The 22,967-nt window shown below is 70.9% G+C and carries 25 protein-coding genes and 1 pseudogene; 17 read left to right on the top strand and 9 right to left on the bottom strand.

All coding sequences use genetic code 11. The features are described 5' to 3' along the window. The first annotated feature begins 52 nt into the window (after window positions 1-52). Together IE209_RS22145 and IE209_RS22140 are read left to right on the top strand one after the other, a co-directional pair. Entirely contained in the window at window positions 53-1,150 is a 1,098-nt protein-coding gene (locus tag IE209_RS22145) for a metallophosphoesterase family protein (RefSeq protein ID WP_189689078.1), read from the top strand. Between the two features lie 445 nt (window positions 1,151-1,595). After that, window positions 1,596-4,250, top strand: coding sequence for an AAA family ATPase (locus IE209_RS22140; protein WP_189689077.1), 2,655 nt, complete (start codon window positions 1,596-1,598; stop codon window positions 4,248-4,250). Window positions 4,251-4,289: 39 nt separating this feature from the next. On the opposite strand, the gene arsH is transcribed toward IE209_RS22140, so the two are convergent. From arsH to IE209_RS22110, 6 genes and pseudogenes are all read right to left on the bottom strand, one after another. After that, on the bottom strand, window positions 4,290-5,006 hold the full coding sequence (gene arsH, locus IE209_RS22135) for an arsenical resistance protein ArsH (RefSeq protein WP_189689076.1): 717 nt from the start codon (window positions 5,004-5,006) through the stop codon (window positions 4,290-4,292). Beyond that, window positions 4,993-5,424, bottom strand: coding sequence for an arsenate reductase (glutaredoxin) (gene arsC, locus IE209_RS22130; RefSeq protein WP_189689075.1), 432 nt, complete (start codon window positions 5,422-5,424; stop codon window positions 4,993-4,995). Before arsC ends, arsH begins: the two co-directional genes overlap by 14 nt. A 20-nt stretch (window positions 5,425-5,444) precedes the next feature. Beyond that, window positions 5,445-6,657 (bottom strand): annotated as a pseudogene (locus IE209_RS22125) (arsenic transporter). A gap of 75 nt (window positions 6,658-6,732) precedes the next feature. After that, window positions 6,733-7,218 (bottom strand): arsenate reductase ArsC, encoded by a 486-nt coding sequence (locus tag IE209_RS22120; protein ID WP_189689074.1) that lies wholly within the window; start codon window positions 7,216-7,218, stop codon window positions 6,733-6,735. Between the two features lies 1 nt (window position 7,219). Further along, the gene (locus IE209_RS22115) at window positions 7,220-7,717 is read right to left on the bottom strand and encodes an arsenate reductase ArsC (RefSeq protein WP_189689073.1); all 498 of its coding nucleotides are present in this window, start codon (window positions 7,715-7,717) and stop codon (window positions 7,220-7,222) included. 22 nt (window positions 7,718-7,739) lie between these two features. Further along, window positions 7,740-8,063 carry an ArsR/SmtB family transcription factor gene (locus IE209_RS22110; RefSeq protein WP_056665711.1) on the bottom strand — a complete coding sequence of 108 codons (324 nt, stop codon included), beginning with the start codon at window positions 8,061-8,063 and terminating at the stop codon, window positions 7,740-7,742. Window positions 8,064-8,226: 163 nt separating this feature from the next. Here IE209_RS22110 and IE209_RS22105 point away from each other — a divergent pair, with 163 nt between their 5' ends. Genes IE209_RS22105 through IE209_RS22080 form a run of 6 tightly spaced genes read left to right on the top strand, consistent with a single transcriptional unit; the run spans window position 8,227 to window position 11,714 of the window. Further along, window positions 8,227-8,502: a DnaJ domain-containing protein gene (locus tag IE209_RS22105; protein WP_189689072.1), complete on the top strand. Its 276-nt coding sequence runs from the start codon at window positions 8,227-8,229 to the stop codon at window positions 8,500-8,502. 5 nt (window positions 8,503-8,507) lie between these two features. Beyond that, entirely contained in the window at window positions 8,508-9,083 is a 576-nt protein-coding gene (locus IE209_RS22100; RefSeq protein ID WP_189689071.1) for a hypothetical protein, read from the top strand. Window position 9,084: 1 nt separating this feature from the next. Further along, the gene (locus IE209_RS22095; protein ID WP_189689070.1) at window positions 9,085-9,834 is read left to right on the top strand and encodes a hypothetical protein; all 750 of its coding nucleotides are present in this window, start codon (window positions 9,085-9,087) and stop codon (window positions 9,832-9,834) included. Beyond that, complete coding sequence (locus tag IE209_RS22090; protein WP_189689069.1) at window positions 9,834-11,048, top strand: hypothetical protein; 1,215 nt, start codon at window positions 9,834-9,836, stop codon at window positions 11,046-11,048. The genes IE209_RS22095 and IE209_RS22090 overlap by 1 nt, the downstream gene beginning before the upstream one ends. Window positions 11,049-11,107: 59 nt before the next feature. After that, window positions 11,108-11,383: a YlcI/YnfO family protein gene (locus IE209_RS22085; protein ID WP_189689068.1), complete on the top strand. Its 276-nt coding sequence runs from the start codon at window positions 11,108-11,110 to the stop codon at window positions 11,381-11,383. A gap of 19 nt (window positions 11,384-11,402) precedes the next feature. Continuing rightward, window positions 11,403-11,714, top strand: a complete 312-nt coding sequence (locus IE209_RS22080; RefSeq protein ID WP_189689067.1) for a type II toxin-antitoxin system RelE/ParE family toxin — start codon at window positions 11,403-11,405, stop codon at window positions 11,712-11,714. A gap of 3 nt (window positions 11,715-11,717) precedes the next feature. Here the strand turns inward: IE209_RS22080 and IE209_RS22075 are convergent, their stop codons facing one another. Further along, entirely contained in the window at window positions 11,718-12,860 is a 1,143-nt protein-coding gene (locus tag IE209_RS22075) for a citrate/2-methylcitrate synthase (protein WP_189689066.1), read from the bottom strand. A gap of 109 nt (window positions 12,861-12,969) precedes the next feature. Here IE209_RS22075 and IE209_RS22070 point away from each other — a divergent pair, with 109 nt between their 5' ends. Genes IE209_RS22070 through IE209_RS22055 form a run of 4 tightly spaced genes read left to right on the top strand, consistent with a single transcriptional unit; the run spans window position 12,970 to window position 16,709 of the window. Next, the gene (locus tag IE209_RS22070) at window positions 12,970-13,923 is read left to right on the top strand and encodes a 2-hydroxyacid dehydrogenase (RefSeq protein WP_189689065.1); all 954 of its coding nucleotides are present in this window, start codon (window positions 12,970-12,972) and stop codon (window positions 13,921-13,923) included. 25 nt (window positions 13,924-13,948) lie between these two features. After that, the gene (locus tag IE209_RS22065; protein ID WP_189689064.1) at window positions 13,949-14,914 is read left to right on the top strand and encodes a Bug family tripartite tricarboxylate transporter substrate binding protein; all 966 of its coding nucleotides are present in this window, start codon (window positions 13,949-13,951) and stop codon (window positions 14,912-14,914) included. A 28-nt stretch (window positions 14,915-14,942) separates the two neighbouring features. Beyond that, window positions 14,943-15,707, top strand: coding sequence for an SDR family oxidoreductase (locus IE209_RS22060; protein ID WP_189689063.1), 765 nt, complete (start codon window positions 14,943-14,945; stop codon window positions 15,705-15,707). A gap of 27 nt (window positions 15,708-15,734) precedes the next feature. Further along, window positions 15,735-16,709 (top strand): Bug family tripartite tricarboxylate transporter substrate binding protein, encoded by a 975-nt coding sequence (locus tag IE209_RS22055; protein WP_189689062.1) that lies wholly within the window; start codon window positions 15,735-15,737, stop codon window positions 16,707-16,709. Between the two features lie 3 nt (window positions 16,710-16,712). Here the strand turns inward: IE209_RS22055 and IE209_RS22050 are convergent, their stop codons facing one another. After that, on the bottom strand, window positions 16,713-17,501 hold the full coding sequence (locus tag IE209_RS22050; protein ID WP_189689061.1) for a TerC family protein: 789 nt from the start codon (window positions 17,499-17,501) through the stop codon (window positions 16,713-16,715). Between the two features lie 172 nt (window positions 17,502-17,673). Here IE209_RS22050 and IE209_RS22045 point away from each other — a divergent pair, with 172 nt between their 5' ends. The 4 genes from IE209_RS22045 (at window position 17,674) to IE209_RS22030 (ending at window position 20,764) form a co-directional block, all read left to right on the top strand. Further along, window positions 17,674-18,792 carry a serine hydrolase domain-containing protein gene (locus IE209_RS22045; protein WP_189689060.1) on the top strand — a complete coding sequence of 373 codons (1,119 nt, stop codon included), beginning with the start codon at window positions 17,674-17,676 and terminating at the stop codon, window positions 18,790-18,792. 51 nt (window positions 18,793-18,843) lie between these two features. After that, a complete protein-coding gene (locus IE209_RS22040; RefSeq protein ID WP_189689059.1) occupies window positions 18,844-19,236 on the top strand; it encodes a nuclear transport factor 2 family protein in 393 nt (130 codons plus the stop codon). A gap of 47 nt (window positions 19,237-19,283) precedes the next feature. Further along, a complete protein-coding gene (locus IE209_RS22035) occupies window positions 19,284-19,637 on the top strand; it encodes a DUF1294 domain-containing protein (protein WP_229882996.1) in 354 nt (117 codons plus the stop codon). Between the two features lie 170 nt (window positions 19,638-19,807). Continuing rightward, window positions 19,808-20,764, top strand: coding sequence for an AEC family transporter (locus tag IE209_RS22030; RefSeq protein WP_229882995.1), 957 nt, complete (start codon window positions 19,808-19,810; stop codon window positions 20,762-20,764). 3 nt (window positions 20,765-20,767) lie between these two features. Here the strand turns inward: IE209_RS22030 and IE209_RS22025 are convergent, their stop codons facing one another. After that, window positions 20,768-21,697 (bottom strand): LysR family transcriptional regulator, encoded by a 930-nt coding sequence (locus tag IE209_RS22025; RefSeq protein WP_189689143.1) that lies wholly within the window; start codon window positions 21,695-21,697, stop codon window positions 20,768-20,770. Window positions 21,698-21,803: 106 nt separating this feature from the next. On the opposite strand from IE209_RS22025, the gene IE209_RS22020 reads away from it, so the two are divergent. Further along, complete coding sequence (locus IE209_RS22020) at window positions 21,804-22,889, top strand: tartrate dehydrogenase (protein ID WP_189689057.1); 1,086 nt, start codon at window positions 21,804-21,806, stop codon at window positions 22,887-22,889. Window positions 22,890-22,967 lie beyond the last annotated feature (78 nt).

Below are 22,967 nucleotides of genomic sequence, written 5' to 3'. Positions count from 1 at the left end.
CACAAATGTCGCGTGGCGGACAGGCCAGGCCTGCCGGGCACAATCCGCGCCCATGCCCCGCTTCCTGCACACGGCCGACTGGCAGATCGGCCGCCAGTTCGCCACCCTGTCCCCTGACAACGCCCCCATGCTGGCCGAGGCCAGGCTGCAGGCCGTGGAGCGCCTGGCGGCGCTGGCCAGCACCGAGCGCGTGGACGCCGTGCTGGTGGCCGGCGACGTGTTCGATGCGCAGACCGTCTCCGAGCGCACCGTGCGCCGGCTGTTCAACGCGCTGGCCGGCTTCGCCGGCCCCTGGCTGCTGCTGCCCGGCAACCACGACGCGGCGCTGGCCGAAAGCGTCTGGAGCCGCGCCCAGCGCCTGGGCGCGGTGCCGCCCAACGCGCATCTGTTGCTCGATGCCGGCGTGCGCCTGTTCGAGGCCCAGGGCTTTGCCGCCCTGCCCGCGCCGCTGACGCAGCGCCACACCCACCACGACCTCACGGCCTGGTTCGACAGCGCCGACACGCCGGCCGGGCTGCTGCGCATCGGCATCGCGCACGGCAGCGTGCAGGGCATCCTGGCCGAGGGCATCGATTCGGCCAACCCGATCGCGCCGGACCGTGCCGCGCGCGCCCGGCTCGACTACCTGGCGCTGGGCGACTGGCACGGCACCAAGGGCGTCGATGCACGGACCTGGTACGCCGGCACGCCAGAGGCCGACCGCTTCCGCGCCAACGACGCCGGCAACGCGCTGCTGGTGGACATCGCCGCGCCCGGCGCCATGCCGCAGGTGCGCAGCGTTCCGGTCGGCCAATTCCGCTGGCAGCAGATCGACGCGGCCCTGCAGGTCGACAGCGATCTGGACCTGCTGCTGGACCAGCTCGCTGCACTGACACCGCAGCACGTGGTCGACCTGCGCCTGCGCGGCCAGCTGGACCTGACGGCGCGCCAGCGGCTGCAGGCCGGCCTGGGCCAGGCCGAGGCGCGCCTGCGCCACCTGCAGACCGACCTGGCCGCGCTGCGCCTGGTGCCGACCGATGCGGACATCGCCGGCCTGCAGGCCGATGGCTACCTGGGCGAGGTGATCGCCGAGCTGCGGGCCGAGGGCGAGAGTGAGACGGCGCAGGATGCGCTGGCCTTGCTGGCGGGCGTGTTGGCGGAGCGGGCATGAGGCGCATCTCCCATCGCATCAGGGGCCGAGCGAAGCGATGGCCCGAATCCCAGGCCGAGCGCAGCGATGGCCCGGATCGAAAAATCCCCTGTGCCCCTGCCGAGGAGCGCAGCGCCATGGGCTGCGCAAGGGCACCTTGCGCTTCGTTAACTGACTCATTGCGCTTGTCCGAATGCAGTGAACGAAGTGAACAGCATGAGTTGCGCAATGCAGCCCATGGCGCGAGCACCGCAGGTTGCCCGGAGCGCAGCGGAGGGACAGGGGCACCGGGGTCGCCTTCTCTTTGCTTACTTTCTCTTGGCGAAGCAAGAGAAAGTAAGTCGGGGTGTGGGGGTGAAGCCCCCACCTCCTCACCTCGATCCACCGTAGTGTCATTTGCAGGCACCAGAGGCCGGGATATGCCCCCAGCTGCGCTCGGCCACCGCCTTCCTGCAGGCGCATTGACATGACCATGCAGATCACCCGCCTGCGCGTCGAGCAGCTGCGCCGCTTCCGCGCCCCGCTCGAACTCACCGGCTTCACACCCGGCCTGAACATCCTGGCCGGCCCCAACGAGGCCGGCAAGAGCACGCTGGTGCGCGCCATCCGCGCCGCCTTCTTCGAGCGCCACAAGTCCAGCATGGTCGACGACCTCAAGCCCTGGGACGAAGGCAGCGGCGCCGCGCCACGCGTGGAGATCGACTTCGTACTCGCCGGCCAGCCGCACCACCTGGTCAAGAGCTTCCTGGGCAAGAAGCGCTGCGTGCTGGCCATCGGCGCGCGCCAGCTCGAAGGTGCCGAGGCCGAGGACCACCTGGCCCAGCTGTTCGGCTATGCCTACTCCCCCAAGGGCGCGAGCAAGACCGAGCACCAGGGCATCCCGGGCCTGCTGTGGGTGGAACAAGGCAGCGGCCAGGAACTGGACGTGCGACACGCGCGCGAGCACCTGCACGACGCCTTGCACGGCCAGGGCGAAGCCGCCAGCGCACTGGCCGCCACCGGCGGCGATGCGCTGCTCGAACGCCTGCGCAAGGACCGCGCCGAGCTGCTGACCGGCACCGGCAAGCCCACCGGCGAGCACAAGCAGGCCATCGACGCCGTGGCCCAGCACCAGGCCGACATCGCCGCGCTGGACGCGCAGATCGCGCAGTACCGCGATCAGGTCGACCGGCTCGACCAGCTGCGCCGCGCGCACGCGGCCGACAGCAGCCAGCGACCCTGGGAGGCGCTGGAGCACGACCTGGCCCGGGCGCGCGCGCTGCAGACCACGCTCGACGCCAGCGCGCGCCAGCTCGGCGAAGACCGCCAGCGCCTGGCCGACCTGGTCCGCACGCGCGAACTGCTGGGCCAACGCCTGGCCGCGTTCGGCCAGCAGGAGGACGACCTGGCCCGGCGCCAGGCCGCGCTGAACCAGGCCGAAACCGCCGCGCAGGCGGCAGACGCCGCCACCAGCCAGGCCCAGGCCGCAGCCGCAGCCGCCCAGGCCCAGGCGCAGGCCGCCCAGGAGCAGGCCCAGGCGGCCCAGCAACAGGCGCTGCGCGACAGCCTGCAGCAGCAGCTGGCCCAGGCCCAGGCCGACGCCACCAGCGCCAGCCAGGCCTTGCAGCGCGCCCAGGCCGCCCACGCCGAACTCGCCAAGCAGCGCGCCCAGGCCGCCGCGTTGCCGGCCATCACGCCGCGCCAGCTGCAGCAGCTGCGCACGCTGGTGCAGGCGCGCGAGCAGGCGGCCCTGCGCCACCAGGCCGTGGCCACGCGGCTGGCCTGGCAACTGCCGCCCGGCCAGGACCTGCGACTCGACGCGCAGCCGCTGCAGGACCAGGGCGAGCTGCTGCTGACCGCCCCCGCGCTGCTGCACCTGCCCGGCGGCGGCGCGTTGCGCATCACGCCCGGCGGCCAGGACCTGGCCGCGCTGGCCCGTGCCGACCAGCAGGCCAGCCACCAGCTGCAGCAGGCCATGGCCGCGCTCGGCCTGGCCGACCTGGCAGAGGCCGAAGCCCGGCTCGCCGCCTGCAGCGCGGCGCAAGGGGCCGTGCAGCTGGCCGAGCAGGCACTGGCCATCGTCGCGCCGCAGGGGCTGGACGCGCTGCACACCGCCTGCACCCAGGTTCAGGCGCGCATCCACACGGCCGATGCCGCCCTGGCCCGCCTGCCAACTGCGCGGCAGGACGTCATGCCCGCGGCACAGGCTGCGGCTGCCGACCAGTCCGCGCAGCAGGCCCTGGCCATCGCACGCGAGGCCCTTGCCAAGGCCCAGGCCCTGCAGGCGGCGGCCGGCAGCCGGCGCGATGCCGCGCGCGCCGAATGGCAGGCTGCGCAGGCCCGGCTCGCCGCGCCCGAGCGCGCCACCCAGCAGGAGGCCGCGCAACAGCAGCTGCTGCAGGCCCAGGCCGAGCACCAGGCGCTGTACGCACGCGTGGCCCAGACGGCGGCCAGCCTGCAGTCGGCCCGCCCCGACATCGTGGCCCAGGACATCGCGCGGCTGGCGCGCAGCATCGAGCAGCTGCGCGCCAGCCACCAGCAGCGCCACGAGCAGATCCTCGTGCTGCACAGCGCGCTGCAGCAGGCCGGCGCACAGGGCCTGGAGGAGCAACGCGCCGCGCTCGATGGCGAACTGCAGCGCGCGCTGCGCCGCCAGCACGAGCTGCAGCGCCGCGCCGCCGCGCTCGACCTGCTCTGCGAACGCCTGCAGGCACGCCGCCAGGCCACGCTGGCGCGGCTGCAGGCGCCATTGGCGCAGCGCCTGCAGCACTACCTGCCGCTGCTGCTGCCCGGCGCCAGCGTGCAGATCGACGAGCAACTGGCGCCCGCGCTGCTGACGCGGCCGCGCAGCACCGGCGCAGCCGAATCCGGTGCCGTGCAGGCACTGAGCTTCGGCGCGCGGGAACAGCTGGGCCTGATCAGCCGCTTCGCCTACGCCGACCTGCTGCAGCAGGCCGGCCGGCCCACGCTCCTGATCCTGGACGACGCGCTCGTGCACAGCGACAGCGAACGCCTGGGCCACATGAAGCGCGTGCTGTTCGATGCTGCCCAGCGCCACCAGGTGCTGCTGTTCACCTGCCACCCGTCGCTGTGGCGCGACATGGGCGTGCCCGTGCGCACGCTGGACGGCGCGGCGGCCTGAACCGGGACGGGCCCATGCCCCGGGCCGCAGCGGCCGACTTCAGATGCTGCGCTGGTTCACGCGCCGCGACAGCGCCTCGGCACTCTCGCGCCGCTCGCTGTAGCGGTCGACCAGCACGCCGGCGCAGTCGCGCGTGAGCAGCGTGAACTTCACGAGTTCCTCCATCACGTCGACCACGCGCTCGTAGTACGCCGAGGGCTTCATGCGCCCGTCGTCCTCGAACTCGGCGAAGGCCTTGGCCACGGAGGACTGGTTCGGGATGGTCAGCATGCGCATCCAGCGGCCCAGCACACGCAGCTGGTTCACGGCATTGAAGGACTGCGAGCCGCCCGAGACCTGCATCACGGCCAGCGTCTTGCCCTGCGTCGGCCGCACCGCGCCGCTGGACAGAGGGATCCAGTCGATCTGCGACTTGAGGATGCCGCTCATGGCGCCATGCCGCTCGGGCGAGCACCAGACCATGCCTTCGGACCACTGCGCCAGCGCGCGCAGTTCCTGCACCTTGGGGTGCCCGTCGGGCGCGCCGTCGGGCTGCGGCAGGCCGCGCGGGTCGAAGATGCGCGGCTCGGCGCCCATGGCCTGCAGCAGCCGCGCGGCCTCCTCGGTCAGCAGGCGGCTGTAGGAGCGCTCGCGCACCGAGCCGTACAGCAGGAGGATGCGCGGGGGATGCGTGGCGCGCGTGGCGGGCAGCAGCTGCTGCAGGTCCGGCACGCGGAAGCACGCCGCGTCGAGGTGGGGCAGCTCAGGGCTTGGCAACGCGCTGGCCTTTCGCGTCGACGACGGCTTCGCCGTCTTCCTTGGCGAACGCGCCCTGCTGCGGGCGCGGCAGCAGGTCGAGCACGGCCTCGGAGGGCCGGCACAGCCGCGTGCCCAGCGGCGTCACGACGATGGGCCGGTTGATCAGGATGGGATGCTGCAGCATGTGGTCGATCAGCTGCGCGTCGGTCCACCCGGGTCGGTCCAGCCCCAGCTCGGCATAGGGCGTGCCCTTCTCGCGCAGCAGTTCGCGCGGCGTGATGCCCATGGCCGCGATCAGGCGCTGCAGCGTCGCGCGGTCGGGCGGTGTCTTGAGGTACTCGATGACCTGCGGCTCTTCGCCCGTGTTGCGGATCAGGGCCAGCACGTTGCGCGAGGTGCCGCAGGCCGGGTTGTGGTAGATCGTGATGGTGCTCATGGTCGGTTCCTTGTTGATGTTCAGGCCAGGCTGAGGCGCAGTGCCAGAGCGGCCAGCGTCACCAGCAGCACGGGCAGCGTCAGCACGATGCCCACGCGGAAGTAGTCGCCCCAGGCGATGGTCGTGCCCTTCTTCTGCAGCACGTGCAGCCACAGCAGCGTGGCCAGGCTGCCGATGGGCGTGATCTTGGGGCCCAGGTCGCAGCCGATCACATTGGCGTAGACCATGGCCTCCTTCACCACGCCGCTGGCCTGCGAGGCGTCGATGGACAGCGCGCCGATCAGCACCGTGGGCATGTTGTTCATGACCGAGGACAGCAGCGCCGTGAGCACGCCCGTACCCAGCGCCGCGCCCCAGACGCCGCCCTGCGCGAACCAGTCCAGCAGCGTGGCGATGCGGTCCGTCAGCCCGGCGTTGCGCAGGCCGTAGACCACCAGGTACATGCCCAGCGAGAACACCACGATCTGCCAGGGCGCACCGTGCAGCACACGGCGCGTGCTGATGACACGGCCCCTGCCCGCCACCGCCAGCAGCAGCACCGCGCCCCCCGCCGCCACCGCGCTGACCGGCACGCCCAGCGGCTCCAGACCGAAGAAGCCCACCAGCAGCAGCACCAGCACCACCCAGCCGGCGCGGAAGGTGGCCGCATCGCGGATCGCGGCGGCTGGCGCTTTCAGCTGCGCCATGTCGTAGCTGGCCGGAATGCTGCGCCGGAAGTACAGCAGCAGCACCAGCAGGCTGGCCAGCACGGCGGCGATGTCGACCGGCACCATCACGGCCGCGTACTGCGTGAAGCCCAGACGGAAGAAGTCGGCCGAGACGATGTTGGGCGGCCGGCGAGAAGCCCAGCGCCACCAGCATGGCCATCACGATGGGCGTGAGGATCAGCGCCGCGCCATCGTTGGCGAACAGCGCCGCCACGGCCGCGCCCAGCAACACGATGAAGGCGAACAGCCGCGTGCCGCGCCCGCCACCCCAGCGCGCCACGTGCAGTGCGGCCCATTCGAAGAAGCCGGCCTCGTCCAGCAGCAGGCTGATGACGATCACGGCCACGAAGGTGGCGGTGGCGTTCCAGACGATCCGCCAGACCACCGGGATGTCGGCCAGCTGCACCACGCCGAACAGCAGCGCGAGCACGGCGCCGAGCGAGGCGCTCCAGCCGATGCCCAGCCCGCGCGGCTGCCAGATGACGAGCACCAGCGTGAACAGGAAGATGAGGATGGCAGCGGGCATGGTGCGTGGCGAAGAAGATGACGTGGCGCAGGACGGCCGCCGTGGCGGCGCCACGGCAGGCCGGCCGAAGAAGGTTCAGAGGCGTTGCAGCGCGGCGCGCAGCTGCGCGTCGTCCAGCGTGTCGAACGGCAGCTGCGCCAGTGCGCGCATGCGTTCACCGATGGCCCGGCGCGTGGCCTCGAAGGCGGCGCGCTTCTCGTCGGCGTTGCTGCCGGCGTTCGACGGATCCGGGTAGCCCCAGTGGACCTGCACCGGCGACCCAGGCCAGTACGGACAGGTCTCGTTGGCCGCGCTGTCGCACACGGTGATCACCACGCGCATGCGCGGCGCGGCATCGCCGGTGAATTCGTCCCAGCTCTTGCTGCGGTGGCCGGCGGTGTCGATGCCCGCGGCCTGCAGCACCTCGGTGGCCAGCGGGTTGATGCGCCCGCTGGGGGCGCTGCCGGCGCTGTGGGCGCGCAGGTCGGCACCCAGCTGCCGCGCCCAGTGGTTGAGCATGCCTTCGGCCAGCACGCTGCGCGCGGAGTTGTGGGTGCACAGGATCAGGATGTTCGTCGTCATCTCAACGTTTTCCGATGTCGCGCACTTCGCGCTGGATGGCCAGCGTCTCCAGCTTGGCCAGCGGCAGCGCCAGCAGGAACTCGGTGCGTCGCTTGAGCGTGACGGCCATGTCCAAGAAGGCATGCCGCTTCGCATCGTCCGAGCCTTCCACCGCAGCCGGATCGGCCACACCCCAGTGCGCCGTGATCGGTTGGCCTGGCCACACCGGACAGACCTCACCGGCGGCCTGGTCGCAGACCGTGATCACGAAGTCCATGCGCGGCGCATCGGGCTCGGCGAACACGCCCCAGCTCTTGCTGGACAAGCCGGTGTCGTCGAAATGCAGGTGGCGCAGCGTCTGCAGCGCCAGCGGATGCACGCGGCCCCTGGGCTGGCTGCCGGCCGAGAAGGCGCGGAAGTGCCCGCGGCCGAGCTGGTTGAGCATGGCTTCGGCCAGGATGGAGCGGGCCGAGTTGCCGGTGCAGATGAACAGCACGTTCAGGGCAGGAGGGGTGGTCATGGCGTGGTCGGTGCTTGGTTGCTCAGCAGCGGCAAGGCGCCGCTTCGGTGACGGCGCAGGCCGCCCCCTCGCAGCAGTTGTCGGTGAGGTAGGCCAGCAAGCCGTTCATGGTCTCGAACGAAGCGCGGTAGACCAGGTTGCGGCCCTGGCGCTCCTGCGTCACCAGGCCGGCGTGGCTCAGCTCCTTGAGGTGGAACGACAGTGCGTTGGGCGCCACCTGCAACTGCCCGGCCAGTGCGCCCGGCACCAGGCCATCGGCGCCCGCCACCACCAGGGCGCGGAACACGCGCAAGCGCATGCCATGGGCCAGGGCTGCGAGGGATTGCACGGCATCGGTTTCGTCCATACATCGACTATACAACGATTGTTGAAGTGTCAGCAGATCTGCGCAACCGCCCCACTGGCCCCGGGCCTGCTGCGGCGCTGCGCGCCACGGCATGCCGCGCGCCCTTCTACAATTGCCGCCTTTTGCCGTTCGCAGCCCTCGGCGGACCGCAACCAGCCACCGCATGCAAGACCACTATCTCGCCCTGGGTGTCAGCCCTGGCGCGAGCCTGGCGGACATCAAGAAGGCCTACCGCCACCAGGCCGCCCTGCACCACCCGGACCGCAGCACCGCACCCGATGCCGCCGCGCGGTTCCGCGCCGTCCAGGAGGCCTACGAGGTGCTGGGCGACGAGGCCAGGCGCGAGGCCTACGACAACAACCGCAAGCGCAACCTGCTCGACGACCCGCTGGAAACGGCGCGTGGGATCTGGGCAGAGTATTTCCAGAAGCTCATTTAGCCCCGATGCACGTTTCTCCTTTCTTCCGCAACCTGCGCACCGCCTACCTGGCCGAACTCGACGACATGCGCCAGGACTCCGAGGGCGCCAATGTGCTGGACCGGCGGCTGGCCGAACGGCGCAAGGAAATCGGCTTCCTGGTCGCCATGCTCGAGCTGAGCCCCGAGATGGTGGCCGTGGTGCTGCACAAGGCCTTCCAGTTCCGCTCCGGCCCGGCCATGGAGCGCCTGCTGGCCTGCGAAGCCGGCAACCTGACCGCCTGGGACAGCCTGCAGCAGAACATCGTGATCGCCCCCTGGGCGCAGGCCACGGTGCAGCAGCTGCGCAAGCACCCGGCCGGCGACAACTTCCTCAGCGTGGCCGCCGCGCTGGAATACATGGTGGGGAGCACCCGGCAGGCCGCCGGTGGCGCGGACCAGGGCGACGACGCGGACGACGTGGATGCCGAGCACGACGACGACCGCGACGACGAAGAACGCCAGCCCCTCTCGGCCGACGACCTGGACGATGCCGACGCCCAGACCCGCGAAGACGCGCGCGCCGACTGGATGGCCGAGCAAGGCTTCGACCGCAAGGAGTGACATGAGCAACCACCTCGCCCTGATCGAGAAAACCCAGAGCCTGATCGCCGCAGGCGACATCGCCGGCGCCGAATCGGCCCTCACCGAGCTGGCCGACGCCGAGGGCGACCGCGCGTTGATGGTGGTGCTGGACGAGCTCGCGCCCAAGGACGTGCTGGCCATCATGCGCGAGTACGACCCCTCGCGCGAATCGGTCGTGAACCTGCTGGTCACGCCCGAGCAGTTCGCGCGCGCCATCGTCATCGAGAAGCGCTACAAGGACCTCACGCACACGCACCTGCGCGGCATGGTGAACTCCATCGTCTTCCGCGAGGACGCCGACCCCGTCGCCTTCCTGACCGCCGTGGGCGACCTGGAAGGCGGCAGCGAGGCCATGGCCAACTACTTCGCCGAGAAGTGGGCCCGCATCGAAGCCTTCGCGCGCACCGGCACCTTCGACACCGTGGAGGAAGACGGCGAGATGCTGTCCGAGCAGGCGCTGCTGGGATCGGCCTACGCCAGCCCGCGCGTCGAGCGCGAGGAAGTGGCCGACCAGGACTGGATGGAACTGGCCTGGCTGATGCGCTACGAGTGCCCCGACCTGTTCACCGAGATGCTGCTGGTGCTGCGCGCCCAGGCGCGCGCCCACCACCTGGGCACCGAGGACGAGGAAGAGGCCGGCGACGAGGACGCGCGCGTGGAAACCAAGGACACCGACCGCGGCCGCAGCACCCCCGCCGCGCGCGAGGACGACGAAGAGTCCGCGATCTGATGGAACAGGCTGCCCAAGCCATCGCGCTGTTCGACGAGCGCCCCTTCTTCGAGAGGGCGCTGCAGCATGGCGTGCGCCACGGCATCCTCGTGCCCGAGAAGCTGGCCGCGATGTGCCAGGAGGCGCCCAAGGGCATGGTGCAGATCGCGCGCTACTTCGGCACGGAATACCTGCGGCCCGACCTGGAACTGGCGCGCACGCGCCTGGTCAACCTCGTGAGCCTGTACCTGGAGGATTCCTGCGACGGCGACCTGGACCGCGCGGCCCAGTCCCTGCGCGACCACAGCCTGCTGTCGCGCTCCAAGGGCGGCTCGGACATGCTCAAGGCGCTGATCGTGATGCCGCAGAGCAGCCACTTCGGCATGCAGGAAGAGCGCGTCTTCGAGGACAAGCACATCCCCTTGCTGGCCAAGTGGTCGCTGCGCAGCCTGACCGAGGTCCAGGCCGAGCGTGCCGCGCGCAGCCATGCCGCGACGCTGGTGGAGGCCGCCGTCTGGATGGCCGCGCAGTTCGGGCTGGACGCCGACGACCTGGAAGACGCCGGCAAGGATGCCGAGGCCGTGCTGCGCACCGCCCTGCTCGTGCGCGCCTGCCGGCGCAATGCCATGCCGGACTGGCCCGCCTTCGAGAAGATGGTGCAGGGCCTGCGCAAGAAGTACGCGGCGCCGGCCCAGGTGCCCCTGGGCCCGCCCAGCGACCTGCCGGCCCCCTATGCTGCGGTCGTTCGGTCCGTGCTGGACTCCATCGTGCAGGACCTGCCCCGGATCCTCGACGCCTCGGTCGGCGTGCGCAGGCTGTTCGACCAGACGCCGGCCTTTCTGGGCCGCTACTTCTGGTCCGAGGACCCGCTGGCCGAGATCGAGCACCACGCCCGCAGCACCAGCGCCGTGTGGGACAAGGCCACCGAGGGCCACGGCGACGACAGCGCGCTGCTGACGCTGTTCCTGCGCATCGCCACGGGCGGCAGGCACGCCACGCTGATCAGCGAGAAGACCGCGCTGGCCCTGGTCAAGAAGATCCAGAAGTCGGGGCTCGATGCCGACCTGCCGCGCCGGTTCATCGCCGAGCATGCGCCCGCAGATCTGCGCGGCGACTACCTGCAGCTGTGGAATGCCTTCATCGCCGAAGCCGAGCCCGTGCTGCGCAGCGACCAGGTGCATGCCACGGCGGACGCGCTGGCGCTGCTGCGGCGGGAATGCAACGTCGGGGGCTGATGCTGCGTCACGCGGGTCCTGAACGGGCGCACGCATAGCAACTGCTATACGATCAGCCCATGAAAACCGCTCAACTTCCCCCTGTGCGGGTCACGCCTGCGGTGCGCGAGGAGATTGAACGCGTGCTGCACGAGGGCGAATCCCTCACGCAGTTCGTCGAGAAAGCCACGCTGGACGCGGCACGTCGGCGCCAGGCCCAACAGGCGTTCATCGCGCGCGGCCGTGCGTCGTTGGCCAAGGCCCGCAAGACGGGCGAGCTGTACGCTGCGGAAGACGCGCTTTCCGCCATGCGCGAGCGGCTGAACGCACGCATTGCGGCCCTGCGAAAAACCTGAGTTACCACCGCAAGCTGCCGTGCGTTACATCGTCCGTCTGACGGCTGAAGCGCTGGCGGATTTGCAGCGCCTCGAAGACTTTCTGATCGACCAGGCACTGCAGCACGGCGATGTCGACCTGCCCGACAGGGCCATGGACGCCATCCAGGAAGAGTTCCGCATTCTCCAGCGCAACCCGTTCACCTGTCGCATGGCCTGGGAGGATCCGCTGGAGCGGGAACTGGTCATCCCCTTCGGTGCCACGGGGTATGTGGCCCTGTTCCACATCGAGAGCGACAGCCTCGTGCTCGTCTCGGCCATCCGCCACCAGCGCGAGGACGACTACCACTGAAATTCACGCCGGTAGGGCGCCCACATAACGCCCGCGCGGACGGATCACCTGCGTCACGCCCAGCTGTTCGATGCTGTGCGCCAGCAGCCCCACGCTGCGCGCCGTGGCCATGATGCCGAAGGCGGCATCGGGCGGCAGGCCGTGGTGCGCGACCAGCGCGGCCAGCGCCACGTCCACATTGGGCCGCAGGCCCGTCAGCGCAGTCACGCGTTCGATGAAGCGCGCGATCACGGGCGGCGCCTCGAAGCGCGCCAGCAGGGCCGCCGCGCGCGGGTCGCCGTCCGGGTACAGGAAGTGGCCGAAGCCTGCGAAGGGCTGGCCCGTCGACAGGTAGTGCGCCAGCACCTGCTCCTCGCCCAGGCGCTCGACCTCGGCGAACAGCGCACGCACGCGGCCCGAGGCGTCGCCGTGCAGCGGGCCTGACAGCGTGGTGAGCCCGGCGAGCAAACAGGCCGGCAGCGAGGCGCCGTTGGACGAAGCGATGCGCGCCGCGAAGGCCGAGCTTGTGAGCTCGTGGTCCAGCAGCAGCACCAGGGCCGTGCGCAGCAGCCCGGCCACGGCCGGCGGCTGCTTCCAGCCGCGCGCCAGGCGCTCATGCAACGGCCCCTTGCCCGGCGCGGCGCCGAAGGCATCGGCCACCAGGCCCACGAGGCCCTGCCCTTCCTGGTGCAGCACGCGCGTGAGGCGCCCGCGCGTGGAGTGACCCGAGGCGGCCAGCTGTGCCAGTGCCGTGAACGCGGCAGCGCGGCCGGCCGGGCCGGCGGGCTTGCCCCCGACCGAAGCGAAGTCCACCGGCTGCTCGGCCTCCCACATCCACTGTGCGGCCTCTTCCAGCGTGGCCGATTCGGCCAGCGCCACCGCGTCGCGCCCGCGGTAGTGCGGCCGCCCCTTGAAGAAGGCCGTCAGCGCCGTGGGAATGCTGGGCTCGGCACCGAACAAGGTGTTGGTGGCCAGCGTCTCGTGCTTGCGGCCGGCCTGCTTGCGCTTGGCCAGGGCCGCCACATGCTCGGCGCGGTACAGGCTGCGCCGCGTGTCGGCCGGGTCGGGCATGACCTCCAGCTTGCCGCGGCTCACGTAGGCGTACACGGTCTGCGCGCGCACGCCGAGCTGGCGGCAGGCTTCGTCCATCGAGATCCAGGAGGCCATGGTCTGGGTTGTTGTGCTGCTTATATATTGATTTTATACATCAATATTTACATGTGGATCAATATAAAACTAGGATGCGCCAACTTCCGCCACCCCGCACCGACAGCCCATGAAACCGCGCGTCCTCCAACTGAACCCTATCCTGATCCCGGCCATCAACGAGGCGCTGGCGACGCGCTACGAGGTGCACCGCTACTACGAATTCAAGGACCCGGCCGGCTGGATGCGCGAGCATGGCGCCAGCATCCAGGCCGTGACCACGGGCGGCCACACCGGCATCTCGCGCGCGCTGCTGGAGCAGATGCCGAACCTCCAGGTGGTGGCCGTCAACGGCGTCGGCACCGATGCCGTGGACCTGGCCTACTGCCGCGCCCGCGGCCTGCCGGTGACGGCCACGCTGGGCGCGCTGACCGAGGACGTGGCGGACCTGGCCATCGGCCTGTTGATCGCGGCTTGCCGCAACCTCTGCGCGGGCGACCGCTTCGTGCGCGCCGGCCTCTGGGAGACCAACCCCTCGCCCGGCGCCATCCCGCTGGCGCGCCGCTTCTCGGGCATGCGCGTGGGCATCGTCGGCCTGGGCCGCGTCGGCCGTGCCGTGGCGGTGCGCGCCGCTGCCTTCGGCTGCCCCATCAGCTACACCGACCTGCGCGCCATGGGCGACGTGCCTTACGACTTCGTGCCCAATCTGGTGGACCTGGCACGCGCGTCCGACGCGTTGGTGCTGTGCGCAGCGGCCGACCAGGCCGAGGGCATCGTCAACGCCGCCGTGCTCGACGCGCTGGGCCCGCGCGGCTTCCTCGTCAACGTGGCGCGCGGCCGCCTCGTCAACGAAGCCGACCTGACCGAGGCCCTGGTGGCCGGCCGCATCGCCGGCGCCGGCCTGGACGTGTTCGTCGACGAGCCGCGCGTGCCGCAGGCGCTGCGCACGCACGAGCAGGCCACGCTGCAGGCGCACCGCGCCAGCGCCACCTGGGAGACGCGCACGGCCATGGCGCAGATGGTGCTCGACGCCGTCGACCAGGCCCTGGCCGGCCAGCGCCCCGCGATGAGCCTCACGACCTGACCCCTTTCCCTTCCGGAGACAAACCATGAGCACCAAACGCCACTTTCTTGTCGCCCTGGCCCTGGCCTGTGCCGCCCCCGCGTTCGCGCAGGGCTTCCCCAACAAGCCCGTCACGCTGGTCGTGCCCTTCCCGCCCGGCGGCGGCACCGACACCGGCGGCCGCGTGATCGCCGAGCAACTGGGCCGCCGCTGGGGCCAGCCCGTCATCGTGGAGAACAAGGGCGGCGCGGCCGGCCAGATCGGTGCGGACTTCGTCGCCAAGTCCAAGCCCGACGGCTACACGCTGCTGCTGGGCAACATCGGCACGCAGGCCATCAACCCGCTGCTGTACCCCAAGATGCCCTACGACGCGGACAAGGCCTTCGCGCCGGTCTCGCTCGTGGCCGAACTGCCCCTGGCCATGATGGTCAACCCCGCCGTGCCGGCCAAGACCGCGGCCGAGTTCGTCGCACTGGCCAAGGCCCAGCCCGGGCAGCTGAGCTACAGCAGCTCGGGCGCGGGCGGCGCGCCGCACCTGGCGGCCGAGATGTTCAAGGACCGGACGGGTGCCTTCATCCTGCACGTGCCCTACCGTGGCGGCGGCCCGGCCATCGCCGACCTGCTCGCCGGCCATGTGCAGCTGTCGTTCATGACCGTGCTCGAGGCCTCGGGCCACATCAAGGCCGGCAAGCTGCGCGCACTGGCCGTCACGGGCGACAAGCGCGTGCCCGCGTTCCCGGACGTGCCCACGCTGGCCGAGAAGACGCTGCCGGGCTTCAACGCGATCTCCTGGATCGGCCTGCTGGCGCCCGCCGGCACTCCGCAGGACGTGCAGGACAAGATCGCCGCCGACGTGCGCGCCGTGTTGGCCGACGAAGCCGTCAAGGCCCGCTTCGTGGCCCTGGGTGGCGTGCCGCGCGCCACGACGCCGGCCGAGTTCGCCAAGCTCATCACGGACGACCGCGCGCGCTACGCCCAAATCATCCGCAGCCGCAACATCACCATCGATTGACGGCCGGGCCACATTCCCTCGAACCGCCATGAACCACAATGCCTCCCCCCGCATCGCCCTCGTCACCGGTGCCGGCAGCGGCATCGGCCGCGCGGCCGCGCTGGGCCTGCTCGAAGACGGCTTCACCGTCGTGCTGGCCGGCCGCCGCGCCGAGCCCCTGCACACCCTCGTGGACCAGGCCGCGACCCGCGGCCAGACCGCACTGGCCGTGCCCACCGACGTGACAGTCCCGGCCAGCGTCGAGGCCCTGTTCGCCACCATCGAGAAGACCTACGGCCGGCTCGACGTGGTCTTCAACAACGCCGGCGTGAACGCGCCCGCCGTGCCCATGGACGAGCTGCCGCTGGACAAGTGGTTCGCCGTGCTCGACACCAACGTGACGGGCGTGTTCCTGTGCGCGCGCGCCGCCTTCGGCCTCATGCGCCGGCAATCGCCGCAGGGCGGCCGCATCATCAACAACGGCTCGATCTCGGCCCACGTGCCGCGGCCCTTCACGGCGCCCTACACCGCCAGCAAGCATGCCGTGAGCGGTATCACCAAGTCGCTCGCGCTGGACGGCCGCGCCTTCAACATCGTGGCCAGCCAGATCGACATCGGCAACGCGCTGACCGATTTGTCCGAGCGCATGACGCGCGGCGTGCTGCAGGCCAACGGACAGACCGCGCCCGAACCCATGATGGACGCGAAGCACGTGGCCGATGCGGTGCGCCACATCGCCGCGCTGCCGCTTTCGGCCAACGTGCTGAACATGACCGTGATGGCCAGCGCCATGCCCTTCGTCGGCCGCGGCTGACCGACAACCCCCCCGAGGAGACAGACCATGCAGCGCAAAACCCTGCTCAAGACCCTGGCCGCCGGCGCGGTGCTGGCCCTGGCGCCCACACTGGCGTCCGCCCAGGCGTACCCGACGCGGCCGATCAAGATCATCGTGCCGGCCCCGCCTGGCGGCGCCATCGACCTGATCGCGCGCGTGGTCGGCGACAAGCTCACCACCTCGATGGGCCAGCCCGTGATCGTGGACAACCGGCCCGGCGCCTCCAACAACCTGGGCACCGACGTGCTGGCCAAGTCGCCGGCCGACGGCTACACCATCGGCATCGTGGGCGGCAGCCACAACATCAACAAGTTCCTGTTCAGGAACCTGGGCTGGGACCCCGAGAAGAGCTTCGAGCCCATCGTCTACACCCACGTGGTGCCGCTGGTGTTCGCGATCTACCCGCAGATCCCGGCCAAGACCCTGCCCGAACTCGTGGCCTGGATGAAGGCGCATCCGGACCAGGCCAAGGTCGCCACCTCGGGCCGCGGCAGCGCGCAGGAGATGGCGGCCGAGATGTTCCGCATGGCCGCCGGCATCGACATGCTGCTGGTGCCCTACAAGGGCTCGTCGGCCGCGCACCCGGACCTGCTGGGCGGGCGCACGGCGCTGTACATCGACACCATCAGCGCCATCGGGCCGCAGGTGAAGGGCGGCAACGTGCGCGCGGTGGCGGTCTCCACGCTCAAGCGCACGGCGGCGCTGCCGGACGTGCCCACCGCCGACGAACAAGGCCTCAAGGGCTACGACGCGAACACCAACGGCGGCTTTCTGGCGCCAGCCGGCACGCCCAAGGCCATCGTCGACAAGCTCAACGCCGAGATCAACGCGGCCCTCAAGCTGCCGGACGTGCGCAGCAAGCTCGAAGCCGCCGGCATCGAGGTCCAGGGCGGCACGCCGCAGGACTATGCGGCGCTGATCAAGTCGGACCTGGCCAAGTGGGCCAAGGTCGTGAAGGCGGCGAACATCCAGCCGGACTGAATCTCAGGCCCCCGCGCTGCGCTGCTTCGCGCGGCGCGAGAACATGTTGAGCACCTCCACCAGCGTGGAGAACGCCATGGCGGCGTAGATGTAGCCCTTGGGCACGTGCACGCCGAAACCCTCGGCGATCAGCACGGCGCCGATCATGAGCAGGAAACCCAGGGCCAGCATCACCACCGTGGGGTTCTTGTGGATGAAGTTGGCCAGCGGCTCGGCCGCCAGCAGCATCACCGTCACGGCGACCAGCACGGCGATGACCATGACCGCGAGGTTGTCGGTCATGCCCACGGCCGTCAGGATGGAGTCGATCGAAAACACCAGGTCGAGCAGGATGATCTGCACGATCACCGAGGAGAACGACAGCGCCGCCGTCTGCTTGCCCTTCTCGAACACGCTGCCCGTGGGCACCGGGTCCACGGCATGGTGGATCTCCTTGGTGGCCTTCCAGATCAGGAACAGGCCGCCGGCGATCAGGATCATGTCCTTCCACGAGAACTCGGTCTCGAAGCTGGGCAGTCCGCTCGGGCCGACGTCGCCCTGCCAGCCCAGGTCGAACACCGGCGCCGTCAGGCCCACGAGCCAGGCGATCATGGACAGGAGGCCGAGCCGCATGACGAGCGCCAGGCCGATGCCCAGGCGCCGCGCCCGCGCGCGCTGGTTCTCGGGCAGCTTGTTCGACAGGATGGAGATGAAGATCAGGTTGTCGATGCCCAGCACGACTTCCATCACGACCAGCGCCGCGAGCGCGGCCCAGGCGGCGGGGCTGGTGAACAAGGCCTGCAGGCTTTCCATGGTGTGTTCCGGTCGGTGCGACGCGCCGCATCATGCGCCGCGCCGGCATCGGGCCTGCAATAGCCGGTCGCTGCGGCGGGCTTTCGTCGGCTGGCTCCGTAACGCCCGCATACAGGTGCCGCCGCCAGGCAACGCTACAGTGCCCCGACACCCACCCTCCAGAGAACACGCCATGCACTCCGCGAACCCGCCCGCGTGCGGCCGCCGCACGCTGCTGCAGGCCGCCGCCGCCCTGGCCTGCGCGCCCGCCATCGCCGCCCCGGTCGTGGACCCCTTCGCCTGGCCACGCGCCGATGCCAGCTTCGCCGCCGGTCTCGGCACCCAGCTCGACGAAGGTGTGCGCAGCGGCCAGTTCGCCGATCTGCACGCGGTGGTGGTGGTGCAGCGCGGCGCCATCGTGCTGGAGCGCTACTACACCGGCCCCGACGAGCGCTGGGGCCAGCCGCTGGGCCGCGTGGCCTTCGACGGCCGCACACGGCACGACCTGCGCTCGGTCAGCAAGAGCATCGTGGGCCTGCTCTACGGCCTCGCGCTGGCCGAGGGCAAGGTGCCCACGCCGGACCAGCCCGTGCTGGACGCCTTTCCCAACTACGCCGACCTGGCCGCCGAGCCGGCGCGCCGCGCCATCACCATCGCCCATGTGCTGTCCATGACCATGGGACTGGCCTGGAACGAGGACCTGCCCTACACCGATCCGGCCAACAGCGAGATCGCGATGGAGCGCAGCGCCGACCGCTACCACTACGTGCTGTCGCGGCCCATCGTCGGCGCGCCGGGCGCGGCCTGGCGCTACAGCGGCGGCGCCACCGCCCTGCTGGGCCACCTGATCGCGCGCGGCACGGGCATGCCGCTGCTGGAGTACGCGCGCGCCAGGCTGTTCGCGCCGCTGGGCATCGAGGACGTGGAATGGACGCCCGGCCTGAACGGCGAGGCCGCCGCAGCCTCGGGCCTGCGCATGCGCGCGCCCGACCTCGCGCGCGTGGGCCAGCTGGTGCTGGACCAGGGCCGCTGGCAGGGCCGCAGCGTGGTGCCGGCCGAGTGGATCGCGGCTTCGCTGACCCCGCGCACCGCTGCCTTCGAAGGCGTGCAGTACGGCTACCACTGGTACCTGGCGCGCGGTGCCGACGGGGCGCCCTCGGTCACGCTGGGCATCGGGCTGGGCGGGCAGCGGCTGGTGGTGGTGCCGGGCGCAGAGCTGGTCTACGTGGTCTTCATGGGCAACTACTACCGCAAGGACCAGCTGGGCCCGGTGTTCGCGGTGCAGCGCCTGATCCACGGCGCCGTCCGCTAGGGTCGGTGTCGGCTATCGTTCATGCCCGCACACCCCTGAAACGGACATCCCATGGCCATCGCCACGCTCGCCACCTGGCACCACCTCGTCTCCACACGCGACACCCGGGGCCTCGCCGACCTGCTGGCCGACGGGGTCGTATTCCACTCGCCCGTCGTGCACACGCCGCAGGTCGGCAAACCGGTGACGAGCCAGTACCTGGCGGCCGCCTTCCACGTCTTCTTCAACGAGAGCTTCCGTTACGTGCGCGAGACCACGGGCCCGTCGTCCGCGGTGCTGGAGTTCCAGGTGGAGATCGACGGCATCGCCGTCAATGGCATCGACAGCTTCCAATGGGACGCCGACGGCCGGATCACCGAGTTCAAGGTCTTCATCCGCCCGCTCAAGGCCATCAATCTGGTGCACCAGAAGATGGCGGCCATGCTGCAGGCGCGCCAGCCCTGATGCGCGTCCACGCCCCGCGCCGCCGCGACAGGCCCGCCCCTTGGAGCATGGCGAGCGCGCTGGCCATTCCGGTCTTCGTCCTGGTCTACGCGGCCGTGGCCCTGCTGTGGCATGTGCCTGCCTGGGTCGCTGGCCTGTACCTGGCGGCAAGCGCCGTGTGCTTCCTGGCCTATGCCCGCGACAAGTCGGCCGCCACCGCGGGCGGCGGGCGCACCTCCGAGCGCGCGTTGCTGCTGCTGGGCCTGGCCGGCGGCTGGCCAGGCGCGATCCTGGCGCAGCAGCGGTATCGCCACAAAACGAGCAAGGCCGCGTTCCGGCTGGCGTTCTGGGGCACGGTGGTGCTCAATGCGGCGGCCTTCCTCGCCCTGCATGTGCCCCTATTGCAGGCCTGGCGCGCATGAACCCGCGCGCCCGCGCCATCCGGCAGATGACCGAGCGCCTCTCGCGCGATGCCTTCCCGCGCTTGCAGATGGCGCTGATCGTGGCGCGGCGTTGAAGCCAGCGGGCCCGGAATCGGCACACGACTTGCGTGGTGCCCTCACCGGTCAGAATCCCGCCTGTTCACGATGATGTGCGCCGCCCCTTTCCCTACCAGATGACCGCTGTCGGCAATGTGCTCGCGGCCACGGGTCCGATCTACCTGCTGATCCTGGCCGGCTTCCTGTGCGTGCGCCTGCGCGTGTTCGACGCGACGCAGGTGCGCGTGCTAGGCCGCTTCGCCACGCTGATCGCGCTGCCGGCGCTGCTGCTGCGCGCGCTGGCCAGCCGGCCGCTGGGCGAGGTGCTGAGCCCGCGCTTCCTGGCGGCCTACGCGGCCGGCTCGCTCGCCGCGCTGGCGCTGGGCTTCGTGTGGGCACGCCGCGTGCGGCGCGAAGGCGTGACCAAGGCTGCGATCATGGGCATGGGCATGTCGGGCTCCAACAGCGCATTCTTCGGTTACCCGATCGCCTCGCAGCTGCTGGGGCCGGCGGCCGGCGTGGCGCTGGCGCTCGTGATGCTGGTGGAGAACCTGCTCATGATCCCGCTTGCGCTGTCGGTGGCCGACAGCGGCGGCGGCTCGGGCAGCGTGCTGCGCCGCCTCGCTGGCCTGGCCCATGCCATGGTGCGCAACCCGCTGGTCGTGGCCATCGCGGTGGGCATCACGGTCTCGGCGCTGGATCTGCCCGTGCCGGCCGTGCTGCACCAGACCATCAACATCGTCGCGGGCAGCGCGAGCCCGCTGGCGCTGTTCGCGATCGGCGGCGCGCTGGTGGGCCTGAAGCCCGGCGGCATGCTGGCCGACGTGGCCGCCATCACGTTGGGCAAGCTGGTGCTGCACCCGCTCATGGTGCTGCTGGCGGTGACCCTGCTGCCTCCCGTCGACACCGAGTTGGCCAAGGCCGCGCTGGTCTACGCCTGCGTGCCCATGATGAGCGTCTATGCCGTGCTGGCGCAGAAGTACCAGCTCGAAGGGGTCTGCGCGGCCGCGCTGCTGGCCACGATGACGCTGTCCTTCCTGAGCATCAACCTCTGGTTGGCGTGGATCTGAGACTCAGGCCCCTGGGCCCTGCTGCGTGAAGGCCTGCGCGAGAAAGTCGACGAAGCTGCGCACCCGGGCCGAGGTCTGGTGGCGCTGCGGGTAGACGGCGTAGATGTCGGCGTCGGGCGTGGCGTACTGCGGCAGCACCTGCACGAGGCGGCCGCTGCGCAGGTGGTGCTGCACGTCCCATTCGGCGCGCATCACGATGCCATGGCCGTCCAGTGCCCACTTCACCGCGATCTCGCCGTCGTTGGTGGTCAGGCTGCCGCGCGTCTTCACCGCCTCGGGCCGGGCGCCGCGGCCCTTGCCCTTGGCGGGCGTGAGGCGCCACACGCCGTAGGCCTCCTCGCCCTGGCGGATGCCGATGCAGTTGTGCGCCGTGAGGTCGTGCGGCACCCTGGGCATGCCGTGGCGCGCCAGGTAGGCCGGCGCGGCGCACAGCAGGCGGCGGTTGGCGCCCAGGTTGCGCGCGACGACGCGGCTGTCCGGCGGCGCGCCGAAGCGCACGCAAACGTCGTACAGGTCCTCGGTCGGCGCCGGCGGGCTGACCGACAGCTGCAGTTGCACCTGCACCTGCGGGTTCCTGCGCACGAAGCGCGAGACCAGTGGCGCCACATGGCTGCGGCCGAAGCCCAGCGTGGCGTTGACGCGCAGCAGGCCCTGCGGCGTGGCCTTGGACAGGCCCAGCAGTTCGCCCAGGCCGTCGATGTCCGCGAGGATGCGCCGCGCATGCTCCAGGGTGAGCTCGCCCTCGGGCGTGAGGCCCATGCGGCGCGTGGAGCGGTTCACGAGCAGCACGCCCAGGCGTGCCTCCATCTGCGCCAGCCGCTTGCTGACGGCCGGCAGCGTCACGCCGAGCTCGCGCGCCGCCGCGCTGAGGCTGGCCGCGCCGGCCAGGGTGGAGAAAAAGCCCAGGTCGGCGGGCTGGATGCCGTGGCCCATGGTGTTGAACACAAGTTAAGAATGGATTCACTTTAGCGCCGATCCAGCACCTGCCATCGTTCTTACAGTCCGTCCATCCCACCACTGTTCCCCAAGGAGACGGACCATGAAGACCTACAAGATCGCCACCATCCCCGGCGACGGCATCGGCAAGGAGGTCGTGCCGGCCGGCCGCGAAGTGCTCGAGGCCGTGGCGGCCAGCAGCGGCCTGCGTTTCGAGTTCGAGGACTTCGGCTGGGGCGGCGACTGGTTCCGCGCCCACGGCGAGATGATGCCGGCCAACGGCCTGGAAGCACTCAAGGGCAAGGACGCCATCCTGTTCGGCTCGGCCGGCGACCCGCACATCCCCGACCACGTCACGCTGTGGGGCCTGCGCCTGAAGATCTGCCAGGGCTTCGACCAGTACGCCAACGTGCGGCCCACACGCATCCTGCGCGGCATCGACGCGCCGCTCAAGCGCTGCGGCCCGGACGATCTGAACTGGGTCATCGTGCGCGAGAACTCCGAGGGCGAATACTCCGGCGTGGGCGGCCGCGTGCACCAGGGCCATCCCATCGAAGCCGCGACCGACGTGTCCATCATGACCCGCGTGGGCGTGGAGCGCATCCTGCGCTACGCGTTCCAGCTGGCCCAGAGCCGCCCGCGCAAGCAGCTGACCGTGGTGACCAAGAGCAACGCACAGCGCCACGCCATGGTGATGTGGGACGAGATCGCCGCCGAGGTGGCCGCCGGCTTCCCCGACGTGCACTGGGACAAGGAACTCGTGGACGCGATGACGGCGCGCATGGTCAACAAGCCCGCCACGCTGGACACCATCGTCGCCACCAACCTGCATGCCGACATCCTGTCGGACCTGGCGGCCGCGCTGGCCGGCAGCCTGGGCATCGCGCCCACCGGCAACATCGACCCCGAGCGCCGCTACCCGTCGATGTTCGAGCCCATCCACGGCTCGGCCTTCGACATCATGGGCAAGGGCCTGGCCAATCCGGTCGGCACCTTCTGGTCGGTCGTGATGCTGCTGGAGCACCTGGGCGAGCACGCAGCGGCCCAGCGCGTGATGGCCGCCATCGAGCAGGTGACGGCCGACCCCCAACTGCACACGCGCGACCTGGGCGGCCGGGCCACCACGGCCCAGGTCACGCAGGCCGTCTGCGCCCTGGTGGCCGGCAGCGCCCAGCGCAAGGCCGCCTGAGCCCGGCGGGCTCTGCGCCCGCGCCCTTTCCGCCCGCCCCCTTTGCGAAGCAGCCGCCAGCGCTGCGGGGGACGGTCT

Origin of the sequence: Pseudorhodoferax aquiterrae (genome assembly GCF_014652235.1) — a bacterium.
Classification (GTDB): Bacteria; Pseudomonadota; Gammaproteobacteria; order Burkholderiales; family Burkholderiaceae_C; genus Pseudorhodoferax; species Pseudorhodoferax aquiterrae.
This window is presented reverse-complemented; position numbering and strand designations above follow the sequence as displayed.

Excerpts from the sequence above, each read along its gene's own strand:
- IE209_RS22145 (WP_189689078.1), top strand. The coding sequence starts at position 53 with ATGCCCCGCTTCCTGCACACGGCCGACTGGCAGATCGGCCGCCAGTTC.
- IE209_RS22140 (WP_189689077.1), top strand. The coding sequence starts at position 1,596 with ATGACCATGCAGATCACCCGCCTGCGCGTCGAGCAGCTGCGCCGCTTC.
- arsC (WP_189689075.1), bottom strand. The coding sequence starts at position 5,424 with ATGAGCACCATCACGATCTACCACAACCCGGCCTGCGGCACCTCGCGC.
- IE209_RS22120 (WP_189689074.1), bottom strand. The coding sequence starts at position 7,218 with ATGACGACGAACATCCTGATCCTGTGCACCCACAACTCCGCGCGCAGC.
- IE209_RS22115 (WP_189689073.1), bottom strand. The coding sequence starts at position 7,717 with ATGACCACCCCTCCTGCCCTGAACGTGCTGTTCATCTGCACCGGCAAC.
- IE209_RS22110 (WP_056665711.1), bottom strand. The coding sequence starts at position 8,063 with ATGGACGAAACCGATGCCGTGCAATCCCTCGCAGCCCTGGCCCATGGC.
- IE209_RS22105 (WP_189689072.1), top strand. The coding sequence starts at position 8,227 with ATGCAAGACCACTATCTCGCCCTGGGTGTCAGCCCTGGCGCGAGCCTG.
- IE209_RS22100 (WP_189689071.1), top strand. The coding sequence starts at position 8,508 with ATGCACGTTTCTCCTTTCTTCCGCAACCTGCGCACCGCCTACCTGGCC.
- IE209_RS22095 (WP_189689070.1), top strand. The coding sequence starts at position 9,085 with ATGAGCAACCACCTCGCCCTGATCGAGAAAACCCAGAGCCTGATCGCC.
- IE209_RS22090 (WP_189689069.1), top strand. The coding sequence starts at position 9,834 with ATGGAACAGGCTGCCCAAGCCATCGCGCTGTTCGACGAGCGCCCCTTC.
- IE209_RS22085 (WP_189689068.1), top strand. The coding sequence starts at position 11,108 with ATGAAAACCGCTCAACTTCCCCCTGTGCGGGTCACGCCTGCGGTGCGC.
- IE209_RS22075 (WP_189689066.1), bottom strand. The coding sequence starts at position 12,860 with ATGGCCTCCTGGATCTCGATGGACGAAGCCTGCCGCCAGCTCGGCGTG.
- IE209_RS22070 (WP_189689065.1), top strand. The coding sequence starts at position 12,970 with ATGAAACCGCGCGTCCTCCAACTGAACCCTATCCTGATCCCGGCCATC.
- IE209_RS22065 (WP_189689064.1), top strand. The coding sequence starts at position 13,949 with ATGAGCACCAAACGCCACTTTCTTGTCGCCCTGGCCCTGGCCTGTGCC.
- IE209_RS22060 (WP_189689063.1), top strand. The coding sequence starts at position 14,943 with ATGAACCACAATGCCTCCCCCCGCATCGCCCTCGTCACCGGTGCCGGC.
- IE209_RS22055 (WP_189689062.1), top strand. The coding sequence starts at position 15,735 with ATGCAGCGCAAAACCCTGCTCAAGACCCTGGCCGCCGGCGCGGTGCTG.
- IE209_RS22050 (WP_189689061.1), bottom strand. The coding sequence starts at position 17,501 with ATGGAAAGCCTGCAGGCCTTGTTCACCAGCCCCGCCGCCTGGGCCGCG.
- IE209_RS22045 (WP_189689060.1), top strand. The coding sequence starts at position 17,674 with ATGCACTCCGCGAACCCGCCCGCGTGCGGCCGCCGCACGCTGCTGCAG.
- IE209_RS22040 (WP_189689059.1), top strand. The coding sequence starts at position 18,844 with ATGGCCATCGCCACGCTCGCCACCTGGCACCACCTCGTCTCCACACGC.
- IE209_RS22035 (WP_229882996.1), top strand. The coding sequence starts at position 19,284 with ATGGCGAGCGCGCTGGCCATTCCGGTCTTCGTCCTGGTCTACGCGGCC.
- IE209_RS22025 (WP_189689143.1), bottom strand. The coding sequence starts at position 21,697 with ATGGGCCACGGCATCCAGCCCGCCGACCTGGGCTTTTTCTCCACCCTG.
- IE209_RS22020 (WP_189689057.1), top strand. The coding sequence starts at position 21,804 with ATGAAGACCTACAAGATCGCCACCATCCCCGGCGACGGCATCGGCAAG.